This is a genomic window from Cysteiniphilum sp. QT6929 (genome assembly GCF_030035755.1).
Taxonomy (GTDB): Bacteria; Pseudomonadota; Gammaproteobacteria; order Francisellales; family Francisellaceae; genus Caedibacter; species Caedibacter litoralis.
In genome coordinates, this window is record NZ_CP103983.1 from 1,053,026 (window position 1) to 1,069,787 (window position 16,762).

The following is a 16,762-nucleotide window of genomic DNA, read 5'->3' on the forward strand; positions in this document are numbered from 1 at the left end:
TTTCCTTTAGTAATTGATAACACTCATAAATACTTCATAAGTCAATATTTATAACGCCCATAAACCATTTTGTGGTATAGCATTGTTTACTGAAATCGAGCCTTCTGCTCATTAATCCAATTAATATAACTAGGAATATAAGTGAATGCAGCATACGGGTAATGATAGTTAGGGAACACCACATCCTCACTATCAGTATGCCCAGATCTACTAGTAATACCTACTTGATAAGGCTGCCCATTTTTATCAAACATTAAGATAGGACCACCAGAATCACCATTACTGGTGTTGCTTATATGATCAACTGATTGTGAAATACTACGAGCACAAATATCTTTATTCTTATCAAAACCCCATGCATGACATCCCTGTGAAGAGTCATCTATTTGAACACGAGTTTTTTGCAAACGCTTTTTCCATAAACCAGTTTCTGTTCTGCCCATTCCAATTACTGTAAATTGTTCACCATCAGCAGGTTTGTCACTATTATATAAATTTATAATATCAGCATAAATTTCTGGTGGTACAGGTTTTTCAAGCTTATATAGACCAATGTCATCAGTACGATTATCGTAATCTAGTACGCCACTATCATTGTACATATAGCTTGGGTGCATTATTGCTTGAGTGATCTTATAGGTATTTTCATCAGTTTGCGATCCAAACTCCTCTCGTCCAATCTGTAAAAGCACCTTATTAACATCCGTATTGATACAGTGCGCCGCAGTGAGCACCCACTGTTTATCAATTAATGTCCCTCCACAAAATTGTTTGAGTCCATCCTCAGTGTTAATAAGAACCCCTACATAAAAAGGAAACTCCCCTTTAGCTGCATCACTACCCCAAGTAATTCTGCTATCAAGTGTGGGTTGGCTAATATTATTGCCAAATACAGTTGTAGAGGTTAACACAATAGATGCACACACTAACAATTTACGCATAAAAAATACCTTTTATTTATAGTTTAATAACGAAAATTAGCGGTGGATCCTATCACTTATGTTCTTGTGCATATTGGCACCGATCGTGAACAACTATTTGTTACGATAAAGTTCCTTTAATTGAAACAGCGTCAATCATTACTGCCCCATAATTATAACCTCCAGTAGTAATGTTGATTTTCTTAATAATAGAATTTTTACAACTATTTGGAATATTAAAAGTTTTCGACTTATAATCAGAGTCTGTTACATTATGCTCTGACAAAAATCCACATGAAGCCCCACAATTATCAATAAAATCTATTTTGTAAATTACACCAGTTTCCGAATATGCGTCATAATAAACAGTAATATTCTCTACATTTGCGATTGGCTCATAAGCCAATGATAATGTCTCGCGATAATTAGAATCTGAACCACTATTTGCTAACCAACAATCGGTATTATAATAGCATTCTGGTCTCAGTCCAACATCATTTTCACCTATTGCATAAATTGGTTTACTGCCAGTATATGCAGTGCCTTCAATAATTTCAGCACCGATAGCCCAGTAATCACCAATTAATTGTTCTACTGGACCCAAAAAATTGGAACTTACAGTTGTCTTAACTTTTTTATTATCACCGCTTTTAACAGTTTCAATATACTCAGCTTGTAGCTTAATATATTTACCAATATCTGCAAATTTGACATGATAAACTCGATCAGTTGCACCGCTAATTTCTGTGCAAGATGAGGTATCATATTGGTCTGTACAACTATACCATTGAAATTTAGCAGAATAATATTCATCTGAGTTCATGCCAGATATATTAGCATATAAATCATCTGATGAATAAATAACTCCACTGTCAGCTGTCGCTGATCTAATTTTAATCTCAACAGAGTCATCATCTTTAGCAAAATCAAGCGGATCTTGAATAAAGCCCAAGGTTTTAACTCCTAATATCTTATATTGAACAAAAGGATCCATTCGATAGGTACTCCCTGCTGGTAAAAATGGATATTCAAAGTCTTCATCCTCTTTAGTTGTCATATACGAATTAGCATATGAAATAGGGTTATATCTTAATGAGTCAATAAAAACATCACTTAAACCTACAGATCTTTGCAAAGCACCCATCGGCATCGCAATTACATTATTACGCTCAAGATAGATATTACCAGTATTACCTTGCCCAAAATCCGCATAATCTGGAATATAATGGGGAGGATACTTAGAATAAGCAGCTCTAGTTCTTCCTATTCCTAAAATACCTGTAGCAATTAATTCTTGCTTATTCTCAACAGAACTATGACCTTTATTAACACCTTTAACTATGGAATAATTATAAATATCTAACGATGATGTATAAGTATTCCGATCTATAAAAAAAACATCGAGAAACTGACCAAATTGTCTAATGTAAGAGACTGTATTGCTATCAACTGGTTTAATATCTAAAAATTTATTGTATGTTTGATGTATTTTATCGCTTTTATCTTCGTTAAATTTTGGAATAACATATTGGTTGCTCTTGTTAGCTTCTGGTGAAACATACATATAACTAGTATCATCAATATATATATCTGAACTTCCATCTTTTCCTGCTGTACAGAAATAGCCATTAAAGCCGGCATCTGGCAAATACGCTAAAAAATGTGCATTACAATTAGAACTATACTGATCTTTCATAGATATCATATTTAAATCACTAGCCTGTAAAATGTAATCATTATCCAAAGAATCTAACTTAACTGAAAACCCCAGTTGACTACCGTAATAGTTATCTTGAAAATATAAATACCCTGTTTTTGGATTATATAAAGCATTAGCTAAAACTCTTTTTATTCCCCAACTCGAAATAAAATCATCTTTATCCCCATCATTAAAAGTTTTTGGTAAAAAAATCTTTTTCCATGTATCTGTATCAATATTATAAATTCCAATATACCACTTATGATTATCATCAACACTAACATCGCGTTCATCATTAATAACCGCAACAAGCTCATTCTCATAAACGCCAATCAAATTATAAATATTATATCGTTTTGTTGTTGATCCTTGTGCTAGAGTAACGTGCTCTGTATTAAATATTATCTTTTTATAAACCCCTTCATCCTTATTATTACGTACAATATATAATGAGCTTATATTATCATACGCTCCACTACCATGTTGAACATTATATTTGTGAACTGGTTGAAAATAAGCAGCATACTGGTAAGAAAAATTTCCATGCACCGGCAGTAAAAATGGCACTCGATCTTCGCGCGCTACCTTGTCTTGTATGTCATGTGATTTTAATACTGGTTCAAATTTATGCTTTGATTTATCATAAATCATTAAATACATCCTTGAACCAACTAAGTTTTCATCAATAGATGAGTCTTCCATATTAACTGGACGATCAACATAATAAAGCATTCGGGCATTTTTATAGTGCTTATCTAAAAGTGAGTCCATATCGGTTGGATCATCTTGAATTACATTAATATTTACATTACCAAAAACAGCTTGTCCTGGATAGGAACTATCAGGATTAGCTATGGCAGCAACTTCCATTTGATATTGACCAACTCCAGGCTTAGTTGGGCTAAAATTACTACTTATAGATACTTCACCTGTTTGTGAAATATTAAAATATTTATCAATACTTTGGTCTTGATTTGGCGTAACTAACCATGAAACATCAGAATATTGTTTTGTATTAATTTTATCAGCAAAGCTGTTTGTATATACGAAACCAACAAAGGTTGCAATCATCGTTGAAACCAAAACTTTTTTATTTAAATAAAGCATAAACTAGAACCCCATTATTAATAATTTAAACTATAATTTTTTGCAACTACTGCAAGAGTTACTCCAACATAATCGCCAACTGTTGCATCAGGACTCACCACATTAACAGCTAGATCTTTATCAATGATATCATACATATTTTCAAAAGAGCTACCTCCTTTATGCACAACAATATAAAAATCACCCATAACTGATTGATTAACATCAGACCTACTAATTGCCTTTAATCTAAGTTTGTACAAACCAGCTTCATGGGCGACAGCTTTTAACTTTATAGTTGGTTCTCCAGTTGAAGATAGAACAGCATCATCAAAAGTAAAATAATTAACACCATCTAATACATTTTCTTCAATAGTATCAACAGGAATAATTCTCCACTCTAGATCTTGAGGCATCCATTCTCTTGAATCTTTTGTGACTTTATCAACTACTTTTAAAGTTATATAAACATATGAATCGACAGCATCAAACTCAGCATATCCATGATAAGTAAAATTTGGCAACGTAATATTAAACTTTTTATCACTATCAATAACTTTATAGTCAGATAAATCACTAGAATTTAATACAGTTATCGTATAATGCTGTTCAAATGTTTTTTGATGCAAACTATCAGATCTTGATTTAGCTGTTACCTTAAACTCGTAATCACCTATATTTACATTAGCTGGAACTTGATATTTTATTGTGCAGCTTGAAATTGGACTTAAACTAGTATTACCTTGATAGAAACAGTTATTTAAATCTTTATCTTGGTAAATTACTTGCGGATAATTTTCCTCAGATCCTAAATATTCAACTGTAATATTATCAGCAAAGCTGCCGCTTTCATTTTTCAGTACCTGATCAACATTTGCATCCATTTGTTTGATTGATAGATTAACTGGAGTAAGATCCATAGTTAAATTATTATTTGATAATAACCTAACACCTGCTTTTATACTTTGATTATGATCATAGTTTGCAAATATACTAAGCTCTTTATCTTCAACGATATTATTAGCGCTAACTCTAATCAAACACTTACCAAAAGCTGGAAAAGTTTTTTTACCATCGACAGAGTCATAAATAATATTATCGCAATCAGAACTGTCAATAATATAGCTGCTATCGGTTAATGGTGAAGCTAAATTAAAATTACGTGCTGGAGCTAAGCTGTTATTTGTTAATTCAATAATCTTAGTTTTATTAGAGTTTAATAAATTATAATCAAGCTTAAAAGTGATATTTGGCACATGAGTATAAACATGACCGTTAACAGGATTATTCCCATCATTTATATCATAAACTTGAAATTGATAATCCATTCCATCGACTAAATCTTGAGGACTTATATTGTCAACATCAAGTCTTATTCTACATCTATCACCTTGATACATTTGTTGAATACTAGAACATTCATTTATAATGTTTACTCCTGGAATTTCAGGAATAGAAAATTTATAGTTTGTTAGATCAGTCTCTGCCATTGCTACTAAAACCAAGCCAGTATTTTCACCAATAAAGTCAATCTCTTTTTCAAAGTACAAATCATTTATAGATCTTGTTTCTGAGACATTACTAACTTTAATCTGTGCAGATTGTTCATATAAGTTAACTTTCACTTTCAAGCTTAATTGAAAACTTCCAGGTAACACAGAAGGATCCATAGTGGTATCTCGATTAATCACGATCTCACAGCTTTCACCAGCTTTAATGAGTTCTTGATCTTGGCATTTATTTTCAATAATAATTCCATTTTCATGCCCAATCTCTAAAGGCAAATCAAATTCAATATCTTTAACTGGAATATCTATAGTTGTATCATTTTGTAAATATAACGAACCTGCTGAAGTGGATTTACCGATAAAAACCTCATCATCTAACAAAAATTTGGACTTTTTAAATAAATTAATTTGATTAAGTATTACACCATTGGCAGAAATACTTATAACATCTTGATCTATACTATCATCACTATAATATTTTATAAAACATTCTGAATCATTTTCTAAAGGATCACAATAATAGCTTGAAACACCAAAACCTGTAGATTGATCATCTGCATTTGATGCTATCTTCAATTTAGAACTTGGAGTATTAAACGCAGTAACATCAGATCTTAAAATAAATGATAAATAGTCCGAACCCATATCATCATAAAAATCATAATTTGCTGCATTTTTAATATTCAAATCAGGCTTTGCTAAAGTAAGCTCATCTTTAATATTAACAACCCCAGGCAATAATGGACCAAGCCTTGTACTATTGCGTGTACCATCAAACTCATGACCTATTGCATAAGTTTTCAAGGCTGTTGGCGGCATTAAGAACTCACCATACAAAGTACAAGTTTCATTTTTATTTAATGTTATACCTACACAAGGATATGGATTAAAAGGGTTCTCAATAATTTTAAAACTAGGAGCTGTAACCTCAATTACTTCTTTTGTTAAAGTTACTGGGACATCTGTAGGGTTACTGATAATCAATAAGTTGCTGCCCACAGTATGCAGTAGATCATAGCCACTTTCATTAACACGAGTTAATAAATCCAATGACTTAACTTGAAGCTCTACTTGGTTTGAAATAATTTCTTGACCATTAACTTGAGCTTTAACGGCAATTTTTGCAGTTTGAAGTTTATTTGCCAGATCAATATCTACAACTGAAAAACTAAAATTACAATATTTTGCAGTTGACAATCCATTACAATCTTCCTTGATTGAACTTACAATCTGCGTCGGTGTCAAACCAATTATCTCAATATTAGACACACTATATTGTTCAGCATTTGATGTACCGCTCGTGCCTGCTATCGCTAAACCATTATAAGAATTATTAAGCTGCAAATTAACACTCATCAATTGCCCAACAACCGAAGTTCCACTCTCTGTAGCCAAGTTCAGGGAATATTCAGCTGGAGAACCTGCTTCTGGTGACTCTTTCGATGAGCACCCTGTCAATATAGTAACTAAACATAATGACATAATAATTTTTGTCATTTTCATATCAACCCCAAAATAATATATTATTTAGTTTTTTAAAAAATTAAATCAGTTAATAAAAATAAATTTTGGTCTCAGTTTCAGATTTAACAATTGACCAAAATTTAATAGCTTTAATTGAAATTTTATTACGGATTTTTTAGCTCAACTGCAAGAGTACCCACAGCATCACCAGCTGCAGCCGTTGAATCTACTGAATCAATCTCGCCAGTTATTTTATATAAATTATCGAAAGTATGTGTACCAGAGCCATCAGTGTCTTGGATAAATATCCGCATTTTTTTAGTTAACGCACCATCTCCATCGCTATCTGTAACTTTAACTTGAATATCATAGAACTGATTACCTAAACTAGCTTTAGGTAAATCAGTTTTGACCGTTATCATCCCATTTGTATCAATTTTAAAATACTCTGCAGATGCACCAACAATACTCCAAGTAACATTAGTTGGTATTTCACCCCCTGAGCCATCTTTCTTCTTAAGAGCTGCATCTACATAAATAGTTGTATCTGTAGTTGCATCATCTTTTACAAAACCTGTGTAATAATCATTATTAAATTCCGGATCTTCATCGAACATTTCAGCGTTTTCCATTGACCCCGTACCAGTTCCATCCTCCAAAATAATAATGCTAAGAACTTTATTCAAAGATTGCCCTGCATAATCAGCTGAAGCCTCTGTAGCGACCGCTAACACATTCAAAGTATAAGTTTTATTTACTTGAAAACCGGTTTTCTCAACTGATAACACACCTGATAAAGGGTTTTCAAATTTGAAATATTCCATACCATCAATGCCGCTGTCAGCAGGGATATCATTCCACACAACTTCAACGGCATCTTCCCTTGTATCACCCAATGTTGCAACAGTTGCACCAACATCAGTCTCACCTGGCGCCAAATAAACATTCGTCTCAGCAACAGCCATCGCAGAGCACGCCATTAAGCTTAAGCCAACAATCTTACTTAAGATATTCTTTCTCATCGTTAAAATTTCCCCAATTTATTTATTGATATTTATTCACCAATTTAGTCGATCATCGATACTAAATTAGTTGCACACAGCCTTGGAAGCAAGGCTAATGTCAACTATCACAGCAAACGGTCAAAAACTGAACATACCAAGAGATACTCACAGATACTGTCGCTATTTAACCCATTGCTTATACAAATAGTTCACACAATTTATTGCACAATCACTACGCAATTTGTCAAGCATGCCAAAACAGCGATCCTCTTCACTATATTTCTCATATTGCAATCTAATATTGTTTTTAACACACCACTTTCTAACCGTTGATATTTTAAAACCTGTTATTTCAGCAACCTCTAAATAACTATTACCATTTTGCTTAAACTGATTCAAAACTTCTTTCAAAGGACGTTGATAGCGAGCCTCCAATGTCTTTGCAAAATTCATATTTGAGTATTGATTAACCATGACACCCCAACATAATGGCTATTACATAATGCGAATAATTGTTGCTAATTATTATGCTAAACTCGACATACCAAATGATACATAGTATCAATGTATCAATACGTATCTGACGACCTAGCAATTCATTCTGTAAGATAAAATCCAACTAATTAGTACCAATTGGAGATATTTATGCGTACCAACATTGTTAGCTTTACTGCAACCACACTAATTTTATATTTATATGCCACAATGGCTTATAGCACACCATCCGCGGTGTCTGACAAACCAAACTTTAAAAACATCAGCAATACACAAGAAAAAAAGCAAACATTTATCGATTACCTTAATCCATTTATCACTGAGGTTGCTCTTGAAGTGACAAAGAACAGACAATTTCTTCAAACATTAAATCAAAAGATTAGTGACGCAAAGCCACTATCTACGACCGATCAGCGATTATTACAACAGCTTGCTTTAGAATATAAAGTTACTATTGATAGCTCTAATTATAAAGCAAGCATTAATGAATTATTAACCAAGGTCAACATTGTTCCTGCAGGATTGGTACTTGCTCAAGCAGCGATTGAATCTGGTTGGGGAACCTCACGATTTGCAGAAGTGGGAAATAATTATTTTGGGCAACATTGCTTTACTAAAGGCTGCGGGATTGTACCAAAGCAACGTGGCAAAGGACAAATATTTGAAGTACAACGCTTTAACTCACCCAAAGAAAGTATTGCAGCGTATTATAAACTGCTTAACACGGGTAGTCAGTTTACTGAGTTTAGAGCATTACGCCATAAACTAAGCAAATCTAACAACTATTTTTCCGGCAAACCACTCGTGGATACGTTAGATAACTACTCAGAACTTACTGGCAACGATTACCAAAAGCGCGTCCTTGCGACGATAAATTACAACAATCTATGTCAATACAACCCTAAGGTCTAAGATTTCTTATTGTAGTTGGCAGTTACTAAAAAGGAAGTGTATAGCTTACTGTCACTCCCATACTATAGTAAGCTAGCGCATCATTATCTGTAACATCCCCGAATGTATCCGTACTTTTACCAAACACATAACGCAAGTTACCTGCTACAGATAACCCATTTTGCCACTGATAGCCAACTTCAGCACCAATGCGCGGAGCTAGATTCCATTTGCTGTCATGATCTGAGCCATGACTAATATCTATTGTCCAACGTTGTACTTCGGCACCAGCCTCAACGCCAACAACCAAACCAAAAGCAAAAAACTTTTTCGCTGTTAATAATATTGGAATATTAAGCATATTAAGCTTATAAGTTGCTGAACCCATAGAAATACTTGTAACATCTGCTTTATTAAGACTATCAAGATAGTTAACACCTGTTTTGACACCGAGTGTATAGCTTGGCAATATAGTGTAGTCGTAACCAATATAAGCACCAAAACCTAGACCTCCACCATTAGTCGTTGAACCACTCGATGTAGTTTGTGACAGACTGTTAAAGGTGTTTTTTGGTGTTGCATTTGCTGATATTTCACCAGACAATACAACATGATTTTGCTCGTTAGACAAATTAGCAAAGGCTATACTTGATAAAGCGACAGATCCAATAGTTGCAGACAATAGTAGTTTTTTCATGATTATTTATGACCCTCATTTGATTGTAAAAAATATATTACGAACATTAAACCTCAGGATTTTTATTGCACTAAAACAGGAGGGCATAAATCGAGATAAAACATTCGTAATTGGTTTAAGATCATAATGATTTCATAGCTTCATGCAAGTAACTAAACTTGTATCTTGAATACCACTCGTATGAAACGATACTCATCAATAGTTAACTCATCTATATGCGATTACAATAAGACTAAATGTGTTATTAATAATCCGCCTAATATAAGCCATATAAATAGAATTAATGATAATAACAATGGTTTAAGACCTGCTTGCTTAAATTTAGAAAAATGGGTTTCTATACCAAGCGCTGTCATTGCCATCGTTAACATAAATTGGTCAACCACTAGAATGCCATGCACCAATGATTCAGGTAATAGTTGTAAAGAATTAAACCCTGCAACAACAATAAACCCTACAGCAAACCATGGAATAACCACTTTTACCTGTGCTTTATTATCACTATTATTTGCATTTAACTTCTTCGCTTCGTGTGCAATCCATAACCCAACGAAAATAAGCAAAGGAGCTATCATCATAACCCTAATCATTTTTACCGTCACTGCGATCACTTCAGCATTATGGCTTACTGCATTACCTGCTGCTACTACTTGAGCTACTTCATGTATGGTTGCTCCGGTAAAAATACCATATCCTGTATCGTCTAAAAACAATAATCCACTTTTCATTAAAATTGGATAAATAAACATTGCCAATGTTCCGAAAATGACGACTGTTCCAACTGCCATAGCTGATTTATAAGCTTCTGACTTTATTGCTGACTCTGCTGCTAGCACTGCCGCTGCACCACAAACAGAGCTTCCTGCAGAAATCAAAATTGAACTATCTCGATCTAATTTGAAAACTTTTTCGCCCAAGACTATTCCCAAGATAAAAGTTGTTGCTAAGACGATCAATGACGCCAATAGACCTGGCAACCCTACTGAAGCAATTAACTGAAACGAAAGGTTAAACCCAAATAATATAATCGCTATCCTTAAGACCCGTTTGGCAGAAAAAATCACACCACTTGACCACCGCAAAGGAGTCTTATGTTTTAATGTATGCGCATATATAATCCCTAAAATTATACCTATAATGAGCGGGCTAATACCTAAATCCTTTATCACAGGAATCATGGCAATGATATAGGCTAATGCTGATATTAAAATAACTTTAGATAATCCTGCAAAAAAACCAAGTCTAGATTTCATTGTTTTATACCACTTATTGTTTTAATGACTCAAAGCTAGATTATAATAATCAGCAAGTCAATTCCAAAATATTATTATTGTTGTTGTGATCTACCATTGGACTTATGACCACTCATCAAGCCATATATTCATATAGTCAAAGACAAGCAAATTAGTCCAAGTATAATAACCTGTTTCTACAACAAACCCTACCCCATAAGCAGAAGTATTGCCTATAGATCGTCGAAAGGGCTTACCAATGCTAGTTCTTAGTGCTTTATTAGCATCAAGCGCCATTGCGGTAATACCATAAAGTACTGTTCCTGCGACAAACTCATTAACATTAAATTCATTTCCATCTGCCATATTTGCGACTTGCAGACCGAGATTAAACGCAACTGATCTTAACATCCCACCACCGGCTTGCACTATCGTCAAAGAGGATCTCTTTAGCTTGCTATTCATTTTTTTAACAGATTTAGTCATCATACCGAGAGAGACAGATGATTCAAAAAGACCTGCTGCAATAAAATTTATAATAGCCGTCATAACAAGGCTCTTAGCTTCATATTCTTCACCACTTACTAATGTTGGAACAATGCTTGCTACACCCCAAATAGCACCACCTCTAACAACTGACACAATAGGTGCACTATTACTTATTCCTTTGATTTTATTGCCAGAAGCACTTCCTTCACTAGCAGCATTTTCAGCATCTCTTAGATTATACGACCTTTTCCCACCTATTTTTGATGCAGATTTAGTAATTGGTACACTCATCAATGCATTTGCTGCACCAGAGAGAAAATTACGCCAGTCTGCTGGTGCACCAATCATTGGACCGGCTATGACCATTCTCTCAATTCCATCAATTATCATGTTACCAATAAGGGCTCCAACAAATGGCGCTGTTGCATTCAACGCTATTCCACCTGCTGACATAGCTATTGAGAGCATAATAGCTCCTACAATTTTACCGCTATCTCCAGTTGCTTTTGCAACTTGCATCGCATTAACTGTGGTAGTAACTGCCGTTATTAGGATACTTATAGCTAGTGCCGCAATACCAAAATGACCACTTGGATCTTTATACATAATCGGATTATTTAAAGCATAAGAATAACCATTGATACCACCCTTATCAAACGGCGACATGGAGTCATATTGCATAAAACGCTTTAAGACCGGATTATATGCTCTGTAACCATTACCTAAATATTGATACTTTGTTACATAATCTGTACGGATACCATTGTAACCAATATGCAGTTTAGTAATATCATTAAGTTGCCTAGTAAAAACATCTTGTAAATAAAACTCTTTGACCACGCCATAAGGAGAATAACTTCTTTGAGAGACTAATTCACTCTCATTTTTTGTATTAACTTTGAAGCTTAGAAGTATCGATCCCGCAATATCTTGTAGATGATAAATTCTTTCACCATTAGGCATTAGCTGCCCAATTGTACCTTCTAACGACTGAAGATAAGTAAGCCAACGATCACCTTGTGATTCATGGATTAATTGATCACCTAAATAATACATATAAACAGGATCTTGATTATTGACTTGTTGCATTATTTGCTTACCTTGAGCATCATAAGCGTATCTAACTGTTTCATTACCTTGATATTGAACAAGTTGTCCCAACTCATTATAAGTTAAATGATTACCCTGATCATCTTTAACAATACTGCCTGCTTCATTGTATTGAATATTTTGACTTCTTACCCCATACTTAGAATTACTGTTTTCATAGTAACTCAAACGTGTTGGATCACTTTCTTTATAATAATATGTTGTCGTATTGCTTTCACCATCTAATGTGTCTTGAGTCACTGTCGCAATATTATTAAATCTATCAAAAGTATATACTTGTGCCTTGATTATTTTGCCTAAAGTATCAGCAGGACAGAGTCCACCACTACAGTTATATGCTGATAAATTGCCAATGTCATCATACTGATAACTCTCATCTGATGATTGTGTTTGACCGTTAATGCTATCAATCCGTTCTTTTTTACTCACTGTTCCTGAGTAATAATTATCTTTATTTGTAAAGGTATACTTCAACAATTGAGTCTTGTCTGATCCGACTTTATTTGTGAGTGTCAGGCTTTGTGGCAATTTACGATAGTCGATGCTACGTGTAACAGAAATATTGCCATCATTTAACTTAACATCTGTCACACGATAAAATGGATCGTCATAATTAAATTGCATATACTCATTATTTTGAGAACCATTTGATAGCTCTAACTTAATTTTCTCAATTTTCTGATGCAAACTATTATAGTAATAGCTATAACGATTATTCTGATAATCCTTAAATGACAATAATTGACCATTGAGAGAATAATTATACTCTGCTGTCAACGTCTGCCCTGAAGATGTACCAAATTTTGGCGTAAACTCTACTTTTACTAATCTTTTATTACTCGAATAAAAATACTCATACTTTCCAGTCTTATCCTCAGTAGTTTTATTTATATTTGTTTTTTTATCTTTGGTATAAGCTGTGGCAAATTGTAGACTTAAGCAATCAGTTCCCTTCACCTTATCACCGATATAGCTACAGTTTACTTGATTTGTCTTTTCATCACGTTTGATCACAAAAGGTGTGTTAAATTCATTTAAAATACTATCGACATCACCATACTCTGTATACGTATTTTCTTTTTTATAGCCTTCTACATTTTCAATTGATAGTAGCTGCCCTAAAGCATTAAATGATCTTTTGCCTAAAAGATAAGCTTCATCATCTTTTTTATCAATTTCTGCTATTGAGATCATAGTCTCATTTCCCAGAAAATCGTGCTTGCTTATTAATTTTGTCTTATTTGGCATAAGTTTTTTAATGACTTGACCTTTTTGGTTGTAGTTATAAGTAACCACACCTCCTAATGCTGACGTTGTTTGATATATTCTACCCATTTGATCATAAGCACTTTCTACTTTAGTCCCTATACTTTTATCTGGATTTTCAACATATGATACAAGCACATTACCATCATCATCTGTTTTACTATAACTAATCTCTGTTTTTTCACCTTCTAAGTTTAAATCAGTGATATCAGGACAATCATCATTTGGCTTTTGTTGACGGTTAATATTAACAGCATACTGTTTGATTTCATTTTTCATAAGATCACGTTCTATGACCTTTATTAGTCCTGTGTTAAGGTCTAGCGTCATGCTTTCGTCATTGAACTCATCATAGTAAAAACATTGCTTATTCTCAAAAGTAAATAATGCGCCATCAGAATAACTTCCTTTGTCATACCCTCTAACATAATCAACAAGACCATCATTACTATAATGCGTATCATTTATTTTAAAAAACTCACTAGTTGGTTTCCCCTCTCCATCTAAATCATCCACATACTGCGCTATTTCTTGACCTATACCATTATAAACTGTCTTCACTCTATATGACTGTCCATCTGGGCTATCAGAAATTTCAATAATTGAAATCTCACCTTCTACGCAAGCATTATTAGTTTTTTTAACATCACAATAAATATATTTATTTACCATCCTTTTTGAATCATCTTGATCTCCTTTGGGATAAAAATAGTGGTCTGTTAGTCGCCCCAAATCATCATATTCTTTATATTCAATATTGCCAAAACTATCTTCAATTGCGATATCTTTATTATCATAAAGTGATATATACTTAGAACGCTTAAGTCTGCTATTTTCACCTTTTTTACTGACATTACCTGACATTTGAGATATCTTTTTAACAGGTATTACATTCTTCTGATCAAAAAGCACTGCATCAAAATCATATTCATATAACTCTTTGACTGTTTGAGGTCCATCTATTATTTGACTATCAAGATTTTCAGTCGTTTTTCCTTTTTTCAACCCGAATAAAGATGTGTTAGTATAGTTATCTGCGTCAAAATATGCCCAACTACTCTTAGCTGTGTATATAACTTTAGCTTCATTATCACCGACGATTTTTTCAATAATTTCAGTAGCATCTTGTATGTTTTTATTATAATCGATAGAGTCAATGTCATATTCGCTGATATGACCCTCTTTAAGTGTGTCTTGAACCACAAACCCAGCACCTTCATTCATAAGTATTTTATAAGTGAATTTCTTTACGAGAATTGTTTGATCAGTAGTTTTATTTCCATTTGTTTTTGATGGCAATATTAATTCATATTGTGGGTAGCGACTAAAATTAAACTCTAGCAGCTGATCATTAATCGTTAAGTAACCTAAAGAATTTCTTGCTTCTGTCGAATAATAACTTATCAAACGCATTCGTCCATAGCTATCAACTTCTTTGATTAAATTGCCATACTCATCATAACTTTGATAAGTAATTAACTTTTTGCTATCTTTAGTTTTGCCATGAATAATTGTTGTGGTCTTAGTAGGCATATCATAGTTTGCTGGCATATTTGAAATTGGTGCCTCTAAGTCTGCGATATTGCCATATTCATTTCGAACTTCTTTCAGTAACACTAACTCATCAGAATAAAGTTCTTCAGATAATGAAAGGTGAAATTTATTATATGTTTGTTTGTTTTTATTCAGTGGTGTTCTTTGACTTACTTCATAAGTAAAGTTACCCTTCAAGTCTGCAAGTTTATCACCATGAAAGCCAAATTCAGTAGCCTCAACTACAGGATAACCTGAAAAATTATTAGTATTTTTATCTGAATTGTAAGCGTAATATGTAGGCTTTATTATCTCTTCACCTTTTGCTGAGTAGATACCATGTTCGTCAATAACACAAATTGTATTGACCTGATCCTTAGTTGGTTTTGTCCCTGTTATCTCCAATGACTTATAGGTTAATCTCTCATAAACACCTGTTGGATAAATAATTTTACTCATCCCTGGCGAGGCAGAACTGCACGTACCGCCTTGTGGATTATACTCAAATTTATATTCCTGACTGATTTCGCTATCAGACGCATCTATAATACTAACTAAATGCTTATTATCATCCTCCCCATCTGCTAAATTTAGCTTAACATTTCGATATTTTGTTTCACTCTCGCGCGATTTAACATCTGCATAATAAATACTATCAATAATAACCGACTGATTCGAATAACTTACCTTAATAGCTGTATGACCATAGTCACCATTTGGTTTTAGACTATAGATAGATTTGACCTTAGCTGATTGTATACCATCCTCATAATGAAACTCTAATGCACTACCATCAGCATAATATCTTTTATCCATCAAACCATTGTGAGCGACATGCTCTATTATGCCATTCTTGTAGATTATAAAAAAATATTCTGGGTTATTATCGTCTTGTACTAGTTGAATATCGTGTTTTCGATAATATTGACTACCTTGGGCAACATTCTGTCTATCAATCTCCAAAAGTGCTCCACCATCGGATAAATATAGTTTTTTTGAATCTTTATCATAATGTGTTAGGTTGAATGACCATCCTTCACCATAACCATAATTCTTACGTGAACTACTGTTATAATTCAAATCTAGCTGAAATGACTCTTTATCTGCAACTAACATGCCAGCAACTGCCTTTTTATACTGATAACTTCCAGAGCGCTGATTAACTTGCCCTGATGCAAAATTATAGGCATTAGAATTTGGACTACTTTGATCAGATTTTAATTCTTCTTTTAGAGTTTTTTGTACATTTTCTTGCTCTAGGGATGTATTACTCTGTGCTTGCGCATAACTAAAAGCAACAAAACAATACAAAAATATATTCAATATTATAAAACGCTTCATTATAACTCCTAAAAAATACCTATGATG

9 protein-coding genes are annotated in these 16,762 nt (G+C 33.5%); 1 reads left to right on the forward strand and 8 read right to left on the reverse strand.

The genetic code is table 11. From position 1 onward, the window contains the following. Window positions 1–86 precede the first annotated feature (86 nt). The 5 genes from NYP54_RS04450 to NYP54_RS04470 form a co-directional block, all read right to left on the reverse strand. Complete coding sequence (locus tag NYP54_RS04450; protein WP_283157335.1) at window positions 87–941, reverse strand: serine protease; 855 nt, start codon at window positions 939–941, stop codon at window positions 87–89. A gap of 100 nt (window positions 942–1,041) precedes the next feature. Beyond that, a complete protein-coding gene (locus NYP54_RS04455) occupies window positions 1,042–3,726 on the reverse strand; it encodes a hypothetical protein (RefSeq protein ID WP_283157336.1) in 2,685 nt (894 codons plus the stop codon). Between the two features lie 17 nt (window positions 3,727–3,743). Then, complete coding sequence (locus tag NYP54_RS04460; protein ID WP_283157337.1) at window positions 3,744–6,716, reverse strand: hypothetical protein; 2,973 nt, start codon at window positions 6,714–6,716, stop codon at window positions 3,744–3,746. A gap of 125 nt (window positions 6,717–6,841) precedes the next feature. Further along, window positions 6,842–7,699, reverse strand: coding sequence for a hypothetical protein (locus NYP54_RS04465; RefSeq protein WP_283157338.1), 858 nt, complete (start codon window positions 7,697–7,699; stop codon window positions 6,842–6,844). A 162-nt stretch (window positions 7,700–7,861) separates the two neighbouring features. Continuing rightward, the gene (locus NYP54_RS04470; RefSeq protein WP_283157339.1) at window positions 7,862–8,155 is read right to left on the reverse strand and encodes a hypothetical protein; all 294 of its coding nucleotides are present in this window, start codon (window positions 8,153–8,155) and stop codon (window positions 7,862–7,864) included. A 171-nt stretch (window positions 8,156–8,326) separates the two neighbouring features. On the opposite strand from NYP54_RS04470, the gene NYP54_RS04475 reads away from it, so the two are divergent. After that, on the forward strand, window positions 8,327–9,088 hold the full coding sequence (locus NYP54_RS04475) for a glucosaminidase domain-containing protein (protein ID WP_283157340.1): 762 nt from the start codon (window positions 8,327–8,329) through the stop codon (window positions 9,086–9,088). Between the two features lie 25 nt (window positions 9,089–9,113). On the opposite strand, the gene NYP54_RS04480 is transcribed toward NYP54_RS04475, so the two are convergent. The 3 genes from NYP54_RS04480 to NYP54_RS04490 all read right to left on the reverse strand — a co-directional run bounded on the left by NYP54_RS04480 (window position 9,114) and on the right by NYP54_RS04490 (window position 16,735). Further along, on the reverse strand, window positions 9,114–9,764 hold the full coding sequence (locus tag NYP54_RS04480) for an outer membrane beta-barrel protein (RefSeq protein ID WP_283157341.1): 651 nt from the start codon (window positions 9,762–9,764) through the stop codon (window positions 9,114–9,116). A gap of 221 nt (window positions 9,765–9,985) precedes the next feature. Further along, on the reverse strand, window positions 9,986–11,017 hold the full coding sequence (locus NYP54_RS04485; protein ID WP_283157342.1) for a YeiH family protein: 1,032 nt from the start codon (window positions 11,015–11,017) through the stop codon (window positions 9,986–9,988). Window positions 11,018–11,119: 102 nt separating this feature from the next. Continuing rightward, a complete protein-coding gene (locus NYP54_RS04490) occupies window positions 11,120–16,735 on the reverse strand; it encodes an RHS repeat-associated core domain-containing protein (protein ID WP_283157343.1) in 5,616 nt (1,871 codons plus the stop codon). Window positions 16,736–16,762 lie beyond the last annotated feature (27 nt).